Raw genomic sequence first — 17,606 nt, 5'->3', positions numbered from 1 at the left:
AAGTAAATTAAAAATTTAATATCAAGATATAAGTCTTGAAAAATAAACAGCAAGTCTTTATTCTTATGGTTAAAAGACTTGGTTCTCAATAAGAAAAGTAGTAATTTTGCACCCGATTTTAAAGAAACAGATTTTAAGATGAACATAACAAAAGAAAACGTAGATGCATTAAATGCAGTTGTAAAAGTTGATATTGTTGCAGACGATTATAAAGAAAAAGTAACAAAAATATTAAACGATTACCGTAAGACAGCTAACATTCCAGGATTTAGGAAAGGTAATGTACCAATGGGAATGGTAAAGAAGCAATATGGTAAATCTGTAATGATTGATGAAGTAAACAAGCTTTTACAAGAATCGTTAAATAAATTTTTAGTAGAAGAGAAGTTAGATATTTTAGGTAATCCATTACCAAAAGTAAATGAAAACTTTTCTTGGGATTCTGAACAATTTTCTTTCGAATTTGAGTTAGGGTTAGCGCCAGAATTTGATGTAGATTTAAAATCTAAAAAAGTAAAGCAATATAATATTGTTGCTACTGATGAATTAATTGAAAAAGAAGTTGAGAATATTCAAAGCCGTTACGGTAATGTTATAACTCAAGAAGTAGCAGAAGAGCATTCAAATGTTACAGGAACTTTTGTTAACGAAGAAAAAGAAATTAACAAAAAAGCTACTTTTTTAGTTAACGATTTAAAAGGAAAGAAAAACGAAAAAAAATTAATAGGAACCAAAGTTGGTGATGTTGTTGAATTAGAAACTAAAAAGCTTTTTGCTGATGACCATAAGTTAGAGCAAATTTTAGGAGTTTCTCATGATGAAGCACATGACTTAGATGTAAAAGTAACATTTACTGTTGAAGAAATTAATGTTACAGAAAAAGCAGAATTAGATCAAGAGTTATTTGAAAAACTTTTTGCTGATGGAAGTGTTAAAACTGTTACTGATTTAAAAGATAAAATTAAAGAAGACGCAGAAAAGCAATTTCAACAACAAGCAGATCAACAATTATTAAACTCAGTAACTGAAACTTTAGTAGAAAATACTAAGTTTGATTTACCTAAAGAGTTTTTACAAAAATGGTTACAAACTGCAGGTGAAAAGCAATTAACTGCTGAAGAAGCTGTAGCTGAATATGAAAAGTCTGAAAAAGGATTACGTTATCAATTAATCGAAGGAAAGATTATGAAAGATAACGATATTAAATTAGATTATGCAGAGTTAACTGATTATGCTAAAGGTTTTATAAGAACTCAAATGGCTCAGTTTGGTAATGCTAATCCTGAAGAAAAAGAGTTAGATGAAATCGCAGGAAGAATTTTATCTAATCAAGATGAAGCACGTCGTTTACAAGAACAATTAATGTCTCAAAAATTAGTAACTTTCTTTAAAGGAAATATGAAATTTGATACTAAAGAAGTATCTTATGAAGATTTCATTAAAGAAGTTTACAACGTAGATAAAAAATAAAAAACAATAGCATTGTTTAAAAACCTGAACATATTGTTCAGGTTTTTTTGTTACAAAAGATGGCTATAATATTAATGTAAATGTTCTTATATTTACATCTTTATAACCAGAAAAACATTTTACAATGGATTACGGAAAAGAGTTTGAAAAATACGCAACAAAGCATCATGGAATAAATAGTACATACTTAGGTAAAGTAACTAGTAGCTTAACGCCATATATTATGGAAGAGCGCCAGTTAAACATTACGCAAATGGATGTTTTTTCTCGTTTAATGATGGATAGAATTATATTTTTAGGTACTGGTATTAATGATCAAGTAGCGAATGTAATTCAAGCGCAATTATTATTTTTAGAAAGTGTGGATGCTACTAAAGATATTTCAATATATATTAATTCTCCAGGAGGAGGAGTATATGCTGGTTTAGGAATTTACGATACGATGCAGTTTATAAAACCAGATGTAGCTACAATTTGTACAGGTATGGCAGCATCTATGGGAGCTGTATTAATGTGTGCTGGAGAAAAAGGTAAACGTTCAGCTTTACCTCATTCACGTATCATGATTCACCAACCATTAGGAGGGGCTCAAGGGCAAGCTTCTGATATGGAAATAACAGTAAAAGAAATAGGAAAATTAAAAACAGAATTATATAATATTATTTCTCACCACTCTGGGCAACCTTTTGATAAAGTTCATGAAGATTCTGATAGAGATTATTGGATGAAAGCTGATGAAGCAAAAGCATATGGAATGGTTGATGAAATTTTAACTAGAAAATAATTTCTGAAGTTATTATAAATAAAGAAGTATAGTAATATTCTTATTTAAATAACGACAACAATACAATAAAGCAAGAATAATGTCGAAAGAAGAAAACTTACAATGTTCCTTTTGTGGTAGAAAAAAACCAGAAACAGATTTATTAATAGCAGGTTTAGATGCACATATTTGTGATAAGTGTATTGAACAAGCTCATGGAATAGTTGAAGAGGAAGTAGCAGAAGCTAAAACGAGTAGCTTATCAAGTGATTTAACCTTAAAAAAGCCAAAAGATATTAAAGCTTTTTTAGATGAATATATCATAGGTCAAAGTCAAACTAAAAAGTCAATGTCTGTAGCTGTATATAATCATTACAAAAGATTATTGCAAACTAAAGATGATGAGAATGAAGTTGAAATTGAAAAGTCAAATATTGTTTTAGTTGGTGAAACAGGAACAGGTAAAACATTAGTAGCACGTACAATTGCTAAAATGTTAAATGTTCCATTTTCAATAGTAGACGCTACTGTTTTAACGCAAGCAGGATACGTAGGAGAAGATGTAGAGAGTATTTTAAGTCGTTTATTACAAGCTGCTGACTATGATGTAGAAAAAGCTGAACGAGGAATTGTTTTTATTGATGAAATAGATAAAATAGCTCGTAAAGGAGATAATCCATCAATTACTAGAGATGTTTCAGGAGAAGGTGTGCAACAAGCTTTATTAAAGCTTTTAGAAGGAGCTGTTGTAAATGTTGCACCTAAAGGTGGACGAAAGCACCCTGAACAAAAATTTATAGAAGTTAATACTAAAGATATTTTATTTATAGCAGGAGGAGCTTTTTCTGGAATTGATAGAATTATAAGTAAGCGTTTAAATATGCAAGCTGTTGGGTACAGTGCTTCTATAGATGAAGATAAGGTTGATGAAAGTAATTTACTACAATACATTATTCCTTCAGATTTAAAAAACTTTGGTTTAATACCTGAAATTATAGGTCGTTTGCCAGTGTTAAGTTATATGAATCCGTTAGACGCTAAAACATTACGTGCTATTTTAACAGAGCCTAAAAACTCGATTATTAAACAATACACCAAGTTATTTGCGATGGATGATGTAGAGTTTTCTATGACAGAAGAAGCATTAATGTTTATTGTAGGAAAAGCTGTTGAATATAAATTAGGAGCACGTGGTTTACGATCATTATGTGAGGCTATTTTAACAGATGCCATGTTTGAGCTTCCAAGTACAGATGACAAAGAATTTATTGTTGACGTAGCGTATGCAGAAAATAAACTTACTAAAAATGCTTTAACAAAATTAAGAGCAGCTTCTTAAGTAAAAAAAACAATAAAAAAAAGCCTCATTTTATTAAAAATGAGGCTTTTTTATGTTAAAAAATGTGCTTTTTAAAGCGCTTTAACTTTACTATGTTTAACTATCCATTCTGAAAGCTGAGCAGCAGTTATGTTATACTTCTGCTGTATTTTACTTTTAACACTTTGTGTATATGAATGGTTTAAAACTAATTTTTCATATTCACCAACAACAGATTTTTTAAATTTCAAATAATAGCTTTCAGTACTTTCTTTTTGAGGTGCTGTTTTTGCTTTTAAAGAAGGAGTACCAAACTGATCTATCCATTTAGTAAGATCACCAGGGTTTAAATTATATTTTTGTTGTATTTCTTCTTTTTTACTTTGTAAATACGAAGGGTTTAAAACTAATTTTTCATATTCATTAACGGCTAAATGTTTAAACTTTGAAAAATAAACAGCAGTATTCGTTTTTATAACAGTTTTGTTAGTGTTAGTTAAATTTGAATATTCAGCTATCCATTGACTAAATTGACTACCATCTAAACTATATTTTTGTTGAACTTCAAGTTTCTTGTTATCAAGATGAGAAGGAGCTAAAAGTAATTTGTCATATTCTGTAATTACTGATAGTTGAAACTTTTCATAATAGTTAGCCGCTGTTTCAGTAGATTGATTACTTTTTTCAGTCGTAATAGTTTTTGGTGTGCTAGTCGTTTTAGGAGTACTTTCTACTTTAGTAATTTGTATAGGTGCGCTAGCTTCCATGTTTTCAAGATAAGCTACTGAGCTATCCTTATACCAACCTTCTGAATATTTAGAATAGGTTTCTTTGTTAATTAGAATTTTTTGAAGCTTATTATTACTTGCATCAAAGTTTTCTAAAGCAGTACAATTTTTAATATTTAGTTCAGTAAGTTTATTGTCATTACAATATAAATCCCTCATAGTAGGTTTATCGCCAAGTTTTAAAGAGATTAATTTATTGTTGTCACAACTTACAGAAAATAAATTTGGATTGTTGCTTAAATCTAAAGTTTCAATTTTGTTATCACTACAGTTTAAAAAAGTAATTTCAGTGTTTTTAGAAAGGTCTAGTTTAGTAATTTCATTACCATAACAATCTAAACGTTTTAAGTTTGGAAAGTGTTCAATACCTGATAAACTTTTTATTTTAGAATTAACATTAGGTAATAATTTATTATCCAAAGGAGTATTAATATTTAGGTTTACAACATATCGTGCATCACTAACTAAAATATTTCCATTTAAACCGTTAGTATCAATGTTTAAATCTATTAAAGCCTCTTCAAAACCAATATCAGGTATTATAATTGTTTCCTGCGAAAATAAACTGATTGTAAATAAGATTGAAATACAAAAAGTATTAATTAATTTCATAAATGTATAGAATTTGGGGTCAAATTTATATATTTAATATGCTTTAAAAAAATTAAAGTGTCAACTCGCTTAATTTTTAAAGACATGAAAAGGTAAAACTAGTATCTTTGCAGGCCATATTTATACTATATGATTACTCAACAAACAATCGACAGAGTCTTTGAAGTTGCCCAAGTAGAAGAGGTAATAGGAGAGTTTGTGCAATTAAAAAAGTCAGGAAGTAGTTTTAAAGGATTAAGTCCTTTTACAGATGAAAGAACCCCTTCTTTTATGGTATCTCCAGTAAAACAAATATGGAAAGATTTTAGTACAGGAAAAGGAGGGAATGCTATTTCATTTTTAATGGAGCATGAACATTATACTTATCCTGAAGCAATTAGATGGCTAGCTAAAAAGTATAATATTGAAATTGAAGAAACTGAGCAGTCTGATGAGCAAAAAGAGCAAATGAATGAACGTGAAAGTATGTTTCTAGTTTCAAAATTTGCAAAAGATTATTTTCATGATTTATTAATGAATAGTCAAAACGGACGAGCAATAGGTTTGTCTTACTTCAAAGAAAGAGGTTTTAGAGAAGATATTATCGAAAAATTTGACTTAGGATATTGTAAAGATGAATGGGATAATTTTACAAAAGCTGCATTAGCTAAAGGCTATGATTTAAAATATTTAAAATCTACAGGATTAACAATAGTAAAAGAAGGTGGTGCTCAAGATAGGAAGTTTGACCGTTTTAAAGGGAGAGTAATGTTTCCTATTCATAGTATGTCTGGTAGAATTTTAGGATTTGGAGGAAGAATACTTACTAATGATAAAAAAGCAGCTAAATATTTAAACTCACCAGAAAGTGAAATTTATCATAAAAGTAAAATTTTATACGGACTTTATCATGCTAAAAAAGAAATAGCAAAGCAAGATAATTGTTTCTTAGTAGAAGGGTATACTGATGTTATTTCTTTTTACCAGTCAGGGGTTGAAAATGTAGTAGCTTCTTCTGGTACAGCATTAACTCCCGATCAAATTCGATTGGTAAATAGATTAACAAAAAATATAACGGTTCTTTTTGATGGAGATGCTGCAGGAATTAGAGCTTCTCTTAGAGGTATAGATTTAATTTTGGAGCAAGGAATGAATGTGAAAGTTGTTTCTTTCCCTGAAGGTGAAGACCCTGATAGTTTTGCTAAAGCACATTCTACAGCAGAGTTGAAAAGTTACTTAGAAGAAAAATCACAAGATTTTATTGAATTTAAAGTGTCTCTTTTAATGGAGGAGGCAAAAAATGATCCAGTAAAAAAAGCAGGTTTAATTCGAGATATTGTTACTAGTATTTCTAAAATTCCAGATGGTATCCAGAGAGAGGTGTATGTACAAGAATGTGCCAGAATTATGGATATTTCCGAACGAGTTTTATTTAGTGAGTTAGCTCAGTTAATAAATAAAGGAGCAAGTAAAAACTCTACTCAATCTACTCAACGAGCTTCTGAAAAAACAAAAATGGAGCTTGTTAAAGGGAAAGCTTCAGGTAAAGGTGCTCAAAAAATAGATCAATTAACAATTCTAGAAAAAGAAATTATACGAATTTTGTTGTTGTATGGAAACGAGGTGATTGATTTTATTAACTGGGTAGATGTTGTTGATAAGCATGGAAGACCTATGCTAGAAAAAGAAGAATACCAAAATTCAGTATCAAATGAATTGTACCTGAATTTACAAGAAGATGAAATTGAATTTTCAAATGAATTGTTTAGGTTAACCTATTATGAATTAGTACATCAATTAAATCAAAAAGAAAAAATAGTAATTGATCAGCTAATAATGCATGAAAATACTAATATCTCGAGTTTAGTAACTAATATTTTAATGGATGAAGAAAAATATACATTAAGTAGTTGGGAACGAAAAGAAGTTTTTGTTACCGAAACTGCTAAAATATTGCCAAAATTAGTTACTGATGCTATTTTGAATTTAAGAAGAGTGTTAATAGAAAAGAAAATAGAGGGTATACTTCAGGATATACAAGAAAAGCAAGCAGTTCCTGACTTAGAAGAGATTAGTAATTATACAGAGCTTAAAAAACTTCTTTTTGAAAAACTTAATAGAGTAGTTTAAAAAATTAAAAAAAGATAAAAGGTGTTTTTCCTTTGTGTAAAAAAATACGTTTTATCTTTTTTTTTGTAAATTGCCCTCGAAAAGAATAAAGAAAACTAATCATAACAAATAATCATGAGAAAATTTTTACAAATTTTCGAATTAATTAGGCTAATTATTTTACTCCCCTTTAAAATTTCAAATGGTCAAAAAAAACGAGCGTACAAGAGAATAAAGCAGCAGATGGTATCTGCAAATTTACTTTAAGTCTTTTGGAATCTCACAAACAGGTATAGGTATCATCTTATGCTGGTTTATTCGGTTAAGTCGGGTGTATATTTTGTATACTTCTAACTTTCTACCAGTGAAATCAGTGCTAATTTTATCATTTTCCTGCATGTCCATAGCCCATTCTAATTCATCATATGAAGCTCCAATTTGATCTTCATCGGTTCTACTATCTCCAAATAAGCCATCTGTAGGTTGTGCTTTTTGAATTGATGTTGGAACTTCTAAATATTCAGCAAGTTTGTAAACTTCTGATTTTACTAAATTTGCAATGGGGCTTAAATCTACACCACCATCACCATATTTAGTAAAAAAACCTACTCCAAAATCTTCTACTTTATTACCAGTTCCAGCAACTAATAAACCGTGTAATCCAGCAAAATAGTATAACGTAGTCATACGTAAACGAGCACGTGTATTTGCCAGTGCTAAATCTACTTTAGGAGATGAAGTGATTTGTGGAACTACTGTTTTAAAATTTTCAAAAGTACTTGTTAAATTAACTTCAGTTTCGCTAACATTTTTAAATCGTTCTTTTAGTTGTTTTATATGTTCATTAGCTCTATTTACTTGAGAAGTAGCTTGGTGTATTGGTAGTTCGACACACAATGTTGTTAAACCCGTTTCAGCGCATAGGGTAGATGTTACTGCACTATCTATTCCTCCTGAAATTCCAACAACAAAACCACTAACTTTTGCATTAGTAGCGTAATCTTTTAACCATTTAATAATATGCTCAGCAACTTTAGGTGTATCCATTCTATAAGTATTTGTGTGTATAAGTTTTTACTTGGTGAAACTATTTTAGTAATTTCGACGTTGTAAATTTGAATGTAAATATACTAAAGTTAATGCAAAAGTTTTTAGCCCTTTTTTTGATAACAGTGTTGTTTTTTTCTTGTAAAAATGGAAGTAAAGATGAGGTTGATGTGTCTAATATTTCAATAAATTTTAAGCTTGATAGGTTTGATGTAGATTTTTACAATTCACATGGAAAACAGCTAAATGAGTTGAAACAATATTATCCTTTTTTATTTCCTTTTGGTGTACATGATAGTGTTTGGTTAAAGAAAAGGAAAGATAAAGATGAACAAGAATTATTTGTTGAAGTTCAAAAAAAGTACAATAATATAGATGTTTTAAAAAATGAGTTAGCGTTATTGTTTAAGTATGTAAAATATTATAACACGAAATTTAAGAGTCCTAAGGTAGTTACCATGCTTACAAATATTGATTATGATCATAGAGTTGTGTATGCTGATAGTTTGATGTTAATTTCATTAGATTCTTATTTAGGAGAAAAACATGAGTTTTATGGAGAATATCCAGCATATATTAAGCAAAATAATACTAAAGATCGAATAATAATAGATGTTGCTAATTCTATTATAAATAAACAAGTATTGATAGGGAAGGGAAGAACTTTTGTAGATAAGATGGTAGGCAAAGGAAAAAAGATGTACTTATTAGATGCCTATGTGCCTATGATTGATGATAGAATAAAGATAGGTTATAATGCGTTGAAATATAGTTGGGCAAAAAATAATGAAGAAGAAATATGGCAGTATTTTATAGAAAAAGATTTGTTGTTTAGTACCGATAAAAGTTTGGACAGAAGATTTTTGGAAATAGCTCCATTTTCTAAATTTTATAAAGAGGAAGATAACTTGTCACCAGGAAGGATAGGAGAGTGGATTGGATGGCAAATTGTTAGGTCATATATGGATAAGAATGATGTATCTTTGCATCAGTTAATACGAACAAGCGAAGAGGAAATCTTTAAAAAATCTAAATATAAACCAAGGAGATAATGAGTGTAGTACATAAATCAGAAATAGCATTTACAGTAGGATTAGACGAAAATAGAATCCCTGAAGAAATTTCATGGAATGCTGAAGACGGTGGAATTAAAAATGAAGAATCTAAAGCAATTATGTTATCTGTTTGGGATCATAAGAAAAAAGACACTTTACGCATGGATTTGTGGACTAAAGACATGCCAGTTGATGAAATGAAGCAGTTTTTTCATCAAACCTTAGTATCTATGGCAGGATCATTTGAAAGAGCTACAAATGATGAGAAAATGAGTGCTACTATGAGAGATTTTTGCGATTATTTTGCAGAAAAATTGGAATTAGTAAAGAAATAAAAAAAAGCAACTTTTAAGTTGCTTTTTTTTATGAAGTATGGTTTTTTATTTTGTTAATTATAAATTCATAATCTTCTGTATTATTAACGAAATCTAAATTAGAAACGTCAATAATTAAAATATTAAGATCTGATTGAGTTTTTATAAAATTACTATAACCGTCATGGATTTTTTGTAAATAACTTGCTTCTATATTTTGTTCATAATCACGTCCTCTTTTCTTTATGTTTTGTAGTAAACGTGTTGTGTTTTGATACAAATAAACATAAAGATCTGGCTTTGTAATTTCTTTATACATCATGTCAAACATCTTCCTGTATAAAGTGTACTCGTCATTCTGAAGAGTAATTTGAGCAAAAATTAATGATTTAAAGATATAATAATCTGAAACTATAAAGTTTTTAAATAAATCAAACTGAGCTAAATCTTCTGAAAGTTGTTGATAACGATCTGCTAAAAAGCTCATTTCTAAAGGAAAAGCATATCGTTCATTGTCGCTATAAAATTTAGGTAAAAACGGATTGTCAGCAAAACGTTCTAATACTATTTTTGCATTAAATTCATCTGCCATCATTTTTGTTAACGATGTTTTACCTGCTCCAATGTTACCTTCAATAGCTATGTAATTATATTTTTCGGTAATTGGTATAGGTCTGTTTAGCTTTTCAGGAATAGTCTTTATATCTGAAGTATCTGAACAGTTATTTAAACAATCAGTTAATTTTATTTTTTCAATAGGATGAATTACATTTTTTGCAATCTCTACCAGTGGAGCAAGGGCGAATTTTCGCTCTAACATTCTTGGATGAGGAACTATTAAGTTTTTTGAAAAAATAATTTCATCGTCAAAAAGAAGAATGTCAAGATCAATAACTCTATCAGAATATCCATTATTATCATTCCTTACTCTACCTAAATCATTCTCGATTTTGAGAAGTGTTGTTATTAATGTTTCTGGAGGTAGATAGGTAGAGACTTTAATGCTAGTATTATAAAAGTTATTACTACTAAACCCCCAGGAAGGAGTTTCATATATAGAAGCAACTTTTAGTACTGATCCAACTTTATTTGCAATTACATCAATTGCATTTTGAAGGTTTTTTAACTTGTCTCCTTGGTTAGTTCCTAATGAAAGGTATGTAATTCGTTGTATTTTCATTTGTAGAATGCAAAGAAAAATAAAATATAAAAGAATATAGAGATAAAGAAGAGTTTTATTTTTTTAGAATATTAAAGTATGATTTTTATTCTAATTGATTCAATTAATAAGTAATGCTTAAATACCATTATGCTAACTTTATAAAAGTAGGGTAAAACACTTTTAATTAGTTATACTACTATAATTAGTTTTTAACTGTTTTACTAATTTAAATGGAAGTAAGAATGAAAATAATGAAAAAAATATCGCAATTACTTGAATTAATCGGGTTAATTATATCCTTGCCTTTTAAAATCTCTAATGGGCAAAAAAAACGAGCATACAGAGAAATAAAAAAACAACTAATCTCTACTAAACTAATTTAAGTTTATTTAGATTAAAAAAAATTGCTTTTTAGGTAGGGTAAAGTAAAATTTAATTGTTTTATAATTGAATTTCTTAATAGAGTAAGGTTTTTTGCTAAGATCGTAATTGGGGAATTAGATCTTGATTTATAAAAAAATCTCTTAATTCAAAAGGCTACCAATTCTTGGTAGCCTTTTAGCTTTTTAATTTTTTTAAAGTAAAAAAATTAATTAAAATTTATAGTTAAAGCCAATTTGCAGACCTATACTGTAAGGTAGGCCTGCTGATTTATTTTGTAAGTTGAAGTACTTTTTATAATTTAATTCCAAATTTAAATAAGTATTTTTAAATAAATTCAACTCTGAAGAAACTCCTAGGTTTAATGAGCTCGCTTTATCATTAAATAAATTGTTATAACCAATATCGAGTTTTTCATTTTTAGAAGTACTTATATATATGGTGTTGTTTTCTTGATATATCATGCTGTATCCAATTATGGTACTTAAATTATAACGCCCTTTTAAAATTTGATACTTCATTTCTAATGGAAATTCTAAATAGTTAAGCTCTTGAGTTATATTAAATAAATTATCATTGCCAATAAAATTAAAAATATCATTATTGTTGCTAATGAATGATATTCCAGATTGTTTTAGAGTTGTTGAAATTTGATTGTTGATGTTTTTTGTTTGAATGTTGTTGATACTGTTTTTTAATCTTAGCTTTTGTATACCAAGCCTTATTAAAATATTATTGTTAATTCTGTAATTAAAATACATTCCATAGTTATAGGAGAAGGAATTATTTGTTGTATTTGATCCAAGTTTATTGCTATAAATATCATTTAAATTACTTAATGAACTAAAGTGGTTAACTCCAAAATTTGCAGTGATACTTATTTTACTTTTACTTTTTTTTGATTGATTTTTATAGGTGTTTTTATTTAGTATGTAAATAGAGTTTGTGTTCTTATATGGTTTTATACCCATGGCTTTAAGCTTAGTATAACTTTTTTTAGTATTAATACCATGTTTAAATATTAGTGTTGTTTCATGTGTTAGAGCAACTTTCTTATCAATACTTTTATGTTTAGCTTTTTTAGAAGCTAAATTATTTTCTTTCCCTTTTCTCTTGTCTTCTATGCTTATATAGCTGGCTAGTGCTTTTTCTTTTTGTATGATTTTAAGTGGATTATTATTGTTGAGTTTTTCTGTTTTATCTATCGATTTTAAAGCTGTTTTCTTTAGTTTTAAATGTATTGTTAACGCTAACAAGCTTACTAAAATTAATATGATGATTATTCTTTTTGTCCAGTTTTTCTTTTTTTGATTAAGTTCTGATGTAATATTTGCCCAAACAAAATCATCAGGAGTATCTTTGTAGCCTTCTAACCTATCTTTAAAAACAGCACCTATCTCTTTATTATTATTCATGTGAATTGTTTGTTTTTTTATAGTTTAGAACTTTGTTTATTAATACTTTTTTTGCTCTAAATAAATTAGATTTAGAAGTTCCTTCTGATATAGAAAGCATTGTAGATATTTCTTTATGTGAGTAATTATCTAGTTCATATAAATTGAAACAGATTCTATATTGATCTGGTAATTCTTGAATGAATTTTAATATGATGGACAATGGTATTTCTTTTATTGGAGGTATTTCTATATTAGCTTTTAAATGTATGTCTTTTAGAGGAGTGTTTGATTTTATGTTTTTTTTGTATTTGTCAATAGCTTTATTAATTGTAATTCTTTTCATCCAACCTTCAAAAGATCCTTTGTTATTAAATTTTTTTATATTATTTAGAATTTCAATGAATGAATCTTGAAGATTGTCTTGTGCTTCTTCTCTATTTATACAATACTTTAAGGATACACCAAATAATACATCTTTATATAGTTTATAAAGTGCGTTCTGTGCTTGATGCTCTTTTTTTATACAAGAATTAATTAATTTTTCTAATTCCAATGTTTTATTTCTTTAACATATATATATGTAATTTTAATTAAGAAGAGATACAATATAAATAATATTAAATAGAGAAATGATTTATAGTTTTACAGCATTCCATATACCTGGTGAAAGATACACATGTTTATATGTACCTCTTAATGTCATTTCATCTAGTGTTCCTGTGTATATATAAGTACATTTATTTAATTCTGGTTTGTTACCATTGAATATGTATGTTAAAGTATTTCCATTTAAAGACCAGGTTCCATATGTTTTATATAAACGTACTCCATTATCTGTTAACTCCTCAAATTTTGTGGAATTGTTTTCATAAAACTCTACTTCTGAATTTATTTTATAATTATTTTTAGGATAAATAGTTAGCATTTTCCAAATTGTATTTTTAAAAGGTAATGTAGCAAATACTTTTTCTTCACTATATAATATATCTTTCTGAGTTTTAATAAATGATCTGAAATAATAAGTTGTATTAACTAATAATCCTTCAATTTTTGTGATATAATTTTTTTTAGATTTATCTTCAATAAATGTATAATCATTTATAGTTGGTTTCGGTTCTAGGCTCCAACAAATACCATATTCAATTAAATTATTACTGTTATGCTTTGAGTTAATTTTTATTGAGGTAAAAGTTTTTTGAGAAGAATTTATAATTGATGGTTTTTCTATAAAGTTTAGATTCAATTTTTCTTCTGAGCAGCTAATAAATATTTGAATTGAGAAAAATAATAATGCTAATAGTGTTAGTTTTTTCATTTTTAATTATTTTATGTTTAGTTAATCTGCATCATATGCTACATAAGCACTAGTAAGCCCCTTTTGGTAGTCTTTGTTGTTTTTTTTAAGAAAAAAATTATAATTAACCCAACAATACCCTTCGTTACCCCAGTTTGTTCCCCAGGAATTAACAATGTTAAAGGCATTCATAGTATCATCATATCCAACTATTAAAATTGCATGTCCACAAAGCCCTTCAATAGGGTTTTTGCTATAAGTATTGGTAATATATTGTCCCTTTTGATTTTCGAAAACTAGATTTTCAAAGTCCATTGAAATTACAACAGGTTGTTTTTGGTTGAGTAATGTTTTTATTAGGTTTATTAGAGTGTATCTTTTTTGAGTAATTGTATCAGGAACACTCACGTAATAATATTCTTTTATTTTATTTTTTTCAGCTAAAGCAAGTTGCTTGTTAGTAGGTAAAGTTGAGCAAGCGATATCTGTATAAGGAAACTCTTTCCAACTAGTTGTTCCTTGACTTTTTAAGAGTTCTAGAGCATTTTGAATGTTAGATCCTGATAAACAGTTTGAGTTTTCTTTAGTTTGGTTATAGACAAAAGAAGGGCTCATTACATCTTTATATGAGCTGTACTCATAGTTATGTTGTATTTTTTCTTGATAACTTTTTAAATAATAGCTTGTAGCCCATGCTACACAACTTCCTTGATGACCTTGACTTCTAACCGGTGGCATATCGGTTGATAGATCAATAATATTAGGTAAACTATCAGGGATTGTAATTAAATTTATTAACTCAGATGATGAAGTTTTTTTTAAAGCACTATTACAAGCACTTCCTGTTTGGTTTGGATCGTTTGGAGATTCTTCTGAAATAATTATATCCGGAACAAAAATAGGAGGGGTTTCATTTTCAAGAGGGAATTGATTATATGAATATTCGCAGCTATTTATAAACAATACAGATAGAGAAATAATAAATAGATGAATCTTTTTTTTCATTTTAAATAATTTAGAGTATTATTTAATAGTCTGAGTAATCAAAAAAGGTTGCGTTAAAATCAAAAAAAATCGCCAAAAATATTTTTTGGCGATTTTTTTTATAACTAAATAAAGTTTTTAGTCTTCTTTTTTAGCTTCTCTAGGCTTTCTATCATCACGACGATTGTCACGCCCACGATTATTATCCCTATTTCTATTATTATCTCTAGGAGGTCTAGCTACATAACCTTCAGGTTTAGGTAACAATGCTTTTCTAGAAACTTTTTCTTTACGAGTTTTAGGATCAATTCCGAAATACTTTACATCAAGTACGTCACCTAATTTAACAACGTCAGTTACATTATTTGTGCGTTCCCAAGCTAATTCACTTACGTGTAGTAAAACTTCATTCCCAGGAGCCTCAGCATATTCTACTACAGCACCAAAGTCTAAAATTTTAATTACTTTAACCTGATAAACAGAACCTCTTTCAGGTTTGAACATCATTGACTCAATACGAGCTATAACTTTTTCAATTCCTTCTGGGCTTGTTCCTAAAATTTCAACAATTCCTTCTTCAGTAACAGGATCTTCATTGATAACAATTGTAGTTTCTGTTTCTTTTTGTAATTCTTGAATATGTTTACCACCTGGTCCAATAAAAGCACCAATCATATCATTAGGGATAGTTCTGGTAATCATTTTTGGAGCATGCGCTTTAACCTCTTCACTAGGTTGAGCAATAGTATCTGTTAATTTTTCTAAGATATGTAAACGACCTTCACGAGCTTGTTTTAATGCATTTACTAAAATTTCATAAGATAAACCCTTAACCTTAATGTCCATTTGACAAGCAGTAATACCATCAGCAGTACCAGTAACTTTAAAGTCCATATCACCTAAATGATCTTCATCTCCTAAAATATCAGATAAAACAGCATAACGATCACCATCAGAAATTAATCCCATAGCAATACCAGAAACTGGTTTTTTTAGTTGAACTCCAGCATCCATTAATGCCATCGTTCCAGAACATACAGTTGCCATTGAAGAAGAACCGTTAGATTCTAATACTTCAGATACAACACGAACTGTATAAGGACAATCATCAGGAATCATTCCTTTTAATGCACGTTGTGCTAAATTACCGTGCCCAACTTCTCTTCTAGAAGTTCCTCTTAATGGTCTAGCTTCACCTGTACAAAAAGGAGGGAAGTTATAATGTAAATAGAATGTTTCTTCACCTTCATAAGATGGCATATCTATTTGATTTGCTTCTCTAGAAGTTCCTAATGTTACTGTAGCTAAAGCTTGAGTTTCCCCACGTGTAAAAATAGAAGAACCATGAGTAGAAGGTAAATAATCAACCTCACACCAAATTGGTCTGATATCTGTAGTTTTACGTCCATCTAAACGTAAACCTTCTGAAAGAGTTAGTTCTCTAACAGCATTTTTTTGAGCTTTATTGAAGTATTTTCCAATTAAACTTCCAAAGTCAGCAATTTCTTCTTCTGTAAATGAAGCAACAATTTCTTCTTTTACTTCAGAAAAAGCTAAACCTCTTTCTTTCTTAGAAGTTCCTTTTTTAGCTATATCATAACATTTTTGGTAAGCAGCATCATGAATTTTCTTTGCTAATTCCTCATCTTCTCTTTCTGGTTCATATTCACGAGTTTCTTTTTTACCGAAAGCTTCCGCTAAACGTACTTGTGCAGCACATTGTACTTTAATAGCTTCATGAGCAAATTTAATAGCATCAGCCATTTCCTCTTCAGTAACCTCATCCATTTCTCCTTCTACCATCATTACAGAGTCAGCAGAAGCACCAATCATCATGTCTAAATCAGCATCAGCTAATTGAGTTCTGTTAGGATTGATAACGAATTCACCGTTTACTCTAGCAACTCTTACTTCTGAAATAGGAGTTTCAAAAGGAATGTCACTTAATTGAATTACCGTTGAAGCAGCTAAACCAGCTAAAGCATCTGGCATAACGTTTTCGTCATGAGACATTAACTGAATCATTACTTGCGTTTCTGCATGGTAATCTTTAGGGAATAATGGACGTAATACACGATCCACTAAACGCATTGTTAATACTTCTCCATCACTAGGTCTAGCTTCTCTTTTAAAGAAACCACCAGGATAACGACCTGCAGCTGCAAATTTTTCTCTATAGTCTACAGTTAATGGTAAAAAATCAACATCAGATTGTTTGTAGTTAGATACAACTGTACATAACAACATTGCTTTTCCCATTTGAACAACAACTGAACCGTGTGCTTGTTTTGCTAATTTACCCGTTTCTAATGAAATGGTTCTTCCATCTCCAAGGTCAATGACCTCTCTAAATACTTTTGGAATCATAAAATGTTTTTTCTAAAAATTTTAATTCGTTTTTTGTGTTGTTGTGTTGCTGTTGTTTCAATGGAAGTATAAATACTTTTAATTGAAGTTTTTAAAATGAAAAACGAAGTTAAAAGTAATGAATTTTATTCAATTTTTTACAATAAAAAAGAGGCAGGAAATTCCTGCCTCTTTTTGTAAGGATTATTTTCTAATACCTAATTCTTTGATAATTGCACGATATCTGTTGATTTCTTTTTTCTTTAAGTAATCTAACAAACTTCTACGCTTACCTACCATCTTTACTAAAGAACGCTCAGTGTTAAAATCTTTACGATTTCTTTTTAAGTGCTCAGTTAAATGGTTAATTCTATGCGTAAATAACGCAATTTGTCCTTCTGCTGTTCCAGTATCGTTGTTACCTTTACCGTGTTTAGCAAAAATTTCTTGTTTTACTTCTTTAGTTAAATACATACCAATATTGTTTAAATGATTTTAATGTACTCAATGATTTTTCATTGGAGGTGCAAATGTACAATTATTTTTTTATGATAAACTTAATTAGATAAGAAAAATACAATAGCAGT

General features: G+C 28.8%; 15 protein-coding genes. 6 read left to right on the top strand and 9 right to left on the bottom strand.

Features of this window, described 5'->3' with window-relative positions; all coding sequences use genetic code 11:
- Positions 1 to 138: 138 nt before the first annotated feature.
- From tig to clpX, 3 genes are all read left to right on the top strand, one after another.
- Entirely contained in the window at positions 139 to 1,470 is a 1,332-nt protein-coding gene (gene tig / locus DS884_RS11970) for a trigger factor (protein WP_093870249.1), read from the top strand.
- A gap of 124 nt (positions 1,471 to 1,594) precedes the next feature.
- Positions 1,595 to 2,254 carry an ATP-dependent Clp endopeptidase proteolytic subunit ClpP gene (gene clpP, locus DS884_RS11965; RefSeq protein WP_093870250.1) on the top strand — a complete coding sequence of 220 codons (660 nt, stop codon included), beginning with the start codon at positions 1,595 to 1,597 and terminating at the stop codon, positions 2,252 to 2,254.
- Between the two features lie 79 nt (positions 2,255 to 2,333).
- The gene (gene clpX, locus DS884_RS11960) at positions 2,334 to 3,572 is read left to right on the top strand and encodes an ATP-dependent Clp protease ATP-binding subunit ClpX (RefSeq protein ID WP_093870251.1); all 1,239 of its coding nucleotides are present in this window, start codon (positions 2,334 to 2,336) and stop codon (positions 3,570 to 3,572) included.
- 71 nt (positions 3,573 to 3,643) lie between these two features.
- Here clpX and DS884_RS11955 read toward each other — a convergent pair whose 3' ends face one another.
- Positions 3,644 to 4,951 (bottom strand): leucine-rich repeat domain-containing protein, encoded by a 1,308-nt coding sequence (locus tag DS884_RS11955; RefSeq protein ID WP_113786911.1) that lies wholly within the window; start codon positions 4,949 to 4,951, stop codon positions 3,644 to 3,646.
- A gap of 129 nt (positions 4,952 to 5,080) precedes the next feature.
- Here DS884_RS11955 and dnaG point away from each other — a divergent pair, with 129 nt between their 5' ends.
- Positions 5,081 to 7,060, top strand: coding sequence for a DNA primase (dnaG, locus tag DS884_RS11950; protein WP_113786910.1), 1,980 nt, complete (start codon positions 5,081 to 5,083; stop codon positions 7,058 to 7,060).
- 237 nt (positions 7,061 to 7,297) lie between these two features.
- Here dnaG and nadE read toward each other — a convergent pair whose 3' ends face one another.
- Complete coding sequence (gene nadE, locus DS884_RS11945; RefSeq protein ID WP_113786909.1) at positions 7,298 to 8,086, bottom strand: NAD(+) synthase; 789 nt, start codon at positions 8,084 to 8,086, stop codon at positions 7,298 to 7,300.
- Between the two features lie 92 nt (positions 8,087 to 8,178).
- On the opposite strand from nadE, the gene gldB reads away from it, so the two are divergent.
- Both gldB and gldC read left to right on the top strand, forming a co-directional pair.
- Complete coding sequence (gldB, locus tag DS884_RS11940) at positions 8,179 to 9,138, top strand: gliding motility lipoprotein GldB (RefSeq protein WP_113786908.1); 960 nt, start codon at positions 8,179 to 8,181, stop codon at positions 9,136 to 9,138.
- Entirely contained in the window at positions 9,138 to 9,476 is a 339-nt protein-coding gene (gldC, locus tag DS884_RS11935) for a gliding motility protein GldC (protein WP_093870256.1), read from the top strand. The genes gldB and gldC overlap by 1 nt, the downstream gene beginning before the upstream one ends.
- Before the next feature lie 28 nt (positions 9,477 to 9,504).
- Here the strand turns inward: gldC and folK are convergent, their stop codons facing one another.
- From folK to rpsO, 7 genes are all read right to left on the bottom strand, one after another.
- Positions 9,505 to 10,635: a 2-amino-4-hydroxy-6-hydroxymethyldihydropteridine diphosphokinase gene (folK, locus tag DS884_RS11930; RefSeq protein WP_113786907.1), complete on the bottom strand. Its 1,131-nt coding sequence runs from the start codon at positions 10,633 to 10,635 to the stop codon at positions 9,505 to 9,507.
- Positions 10,636 to 11,210: 575 nt separating this feature from the next.
- Positions 11,211 to 12,413: a hypothetical protein gene (locus DS884_RS11925; protein WP_113786906.1), complete on the bottom strand. Its 1,203-nt coding sequence runs from the start codon at positions 12,411 to 12,413 to the stop codon at positions 11,211 to 11,213.
- On the bottom strand, positions 12,406 to 12,948 hold the full coding sequence (locus DS884_RS11920) for an RNA polymerase sigma factor (protein WP_113786905.1): 543 nt from the start codon (positions 12,946 to 12,948) through the stop codon (positions 12,406 to 12,408). The genes DS884_RS11925 and DS884_RS11920 overlap by 8 nt, the downstream gene beginning before the upstream one ends.
- 81 nt (positions 12,949 to 13,029) lie before the next feature.
- Positions 13,030 to 13,710: a hypothetical protein gene (locus DS884_RS11915; RefSeq protein ID WP_093870260.1), complete on the bottom strand. Its 681-nt coding sequence runs from the start codon at positions 13,708 to 13,710 to the stop codon at positions 13,030 to 13,032.
- A 21-nt stretch (positions 13,711 to 13,731) separates the two neighbouring features.
- On the bottom strand, positions 13,732 to 14,694 hold the full coding sequence (locus tag DS884_RS11910; protein ID WP_113786904.1) for a C1 family peptidase: 963 nt from the start codon (positions 14,692 to 14,694) through the stop codon (positions 13,732 to 13,734).
- A gap of 117 nt (positions 14,695 to 14,811) precedes the next feature.
- On the bottom strand, positions 14,812 to 17,040 hold the full coding sequence (locus DS884_RS11905) for a polyribonucleotide nucleotidyltransferase (RefSeq protein ID WP_113786903.1): 2,229 nt from the start codon (positions 17,038 to 17,040) through the stop codon (positions 14,812 to 14,814).
- A 183-nt stretch (positions 17,041 to 17,223) separates the two neighbouring features.
- Positions 17,224 to 17,493 carry a 30S ribosomal protein S15 gene (gene rpsO, locus DS884_RS11900; RefSeq protein ID WP_093870262.1) on the bottom strand — a complete coding sequence of 90 codons (270 nt, stop codon included), beginning with the start codon at positions 17,491 to 17,493 and terminating at the stop codon, positions 17,224 to 17,226.
- Between the last annotated feature and the right edge of the window lie 113 nt (positions 17,494 to 17,606).

Source organism: Tenacibaculum sp. E3R01 (assembly GCF_003318185.1).
In the GTDB taxonomy this organism is placed as follows: domain Bacteria; phylum Bacteroidota; class Bacteroidia; order Flavobacteriales; family Flavobacteriaceae; genus Polaribacter; species Polaribacter halocynthiae.
This window is presented reverse-complemented; position numbering and strand designations above follow the sequence as displayed.

Bases quoted from the DNA above. Each gene is read 5' to 3' on its own strand.
- DS884_RS11915 (WP_093870260.1), bottom strand. From the start codon at position 13,710: ATGAAAAAACTAACACTATTAGCATTATTATTTTTCTCAATTCAAATA.
- DS884_RS11925 (WP_113786906.1), bottom strand. From the start codon at position 12,413: ATGAATAATAATAAAGAGATAGGTGCTGTTTTTAAAGATAGGTTAGAA.
- clpX (WP_093870251.1), top strand. From the start codon at position 2,334: ATGTCGAAAGAAGAAAACTTACAATGTTCCTTTTGTGGTAGAAAAAAA.
- nadE (WP_113786909.1), bottom strand. From the start codon at position 8,086: ATGGATACACCTAAAGTTGCTGAGCATATTATTAAATGGTTAAAAGAT.
- gldC (WP_093870256.1), top strand. From the start codon at position 9,138: ATGAGTGTAGTACATAAATCAGAAATAGCATTTACAGTAGGATTAGAC.
- tig (WP_093870249.1), top strand. From the start codon at position 139: ATGAACATAACAAAAGAAAACGTAGATGCATTAAATGCAGTTGTAAAA.
- folK (WP_113786907.1), bottom strand. From the start codon at position 10,635: ATGAAAATACAACGAATTACATACCTTTCATTAGGAACTAACCAAGGA.
- DS884_RS11955 (WP_113786911.1), bottom strand. From the start codon at position 4,951: ATGAAATTAATTAATACTTTTTGTATTTCAATCTTATTTACAATCAGT.
- DS884_RS11905 (WP_113786903.1), bottom strand. From the start codon at position 17,040: ATGATTCCAAAAGTATTTAGAGAGGTCATTGACCTTGGAGATGGAAGA.
- dnaG (WP_113786910.1), top strand. From the start codon at position 5,081: ATGATTACTCAACAAACAATCGACAGAGTCTTTGAAGTTGCCCAAGTA.
- rpsO (WP_093870262.1), bottom strand. From the start codon at position 17,493: ATGTATTTAACTAAAGAAGTAAAACAAGAAATTTTTGCTAAACACGGT.
- clpP (WP_093870250.1), top strand. From the start codon at position 1,595: ATGGATTACGGAAAAGAGTTTGAAAAATACGCAACAAAGCATCATGGA.
- DS884_RS11910 (WP_113786904.1), bottom strand. From the start codon at position 14,694: ATGAAAAAAAAGATTCATCTATTTATTATTTCTCTATCTGTATTGTTT.
- gldB (WP_113786908.1), top strand. From the start codon at position 8,179: ATGCAAAAGTTTTTAGCCCTTTTTTTGATAACAGTGTTGTTTTTTTCT.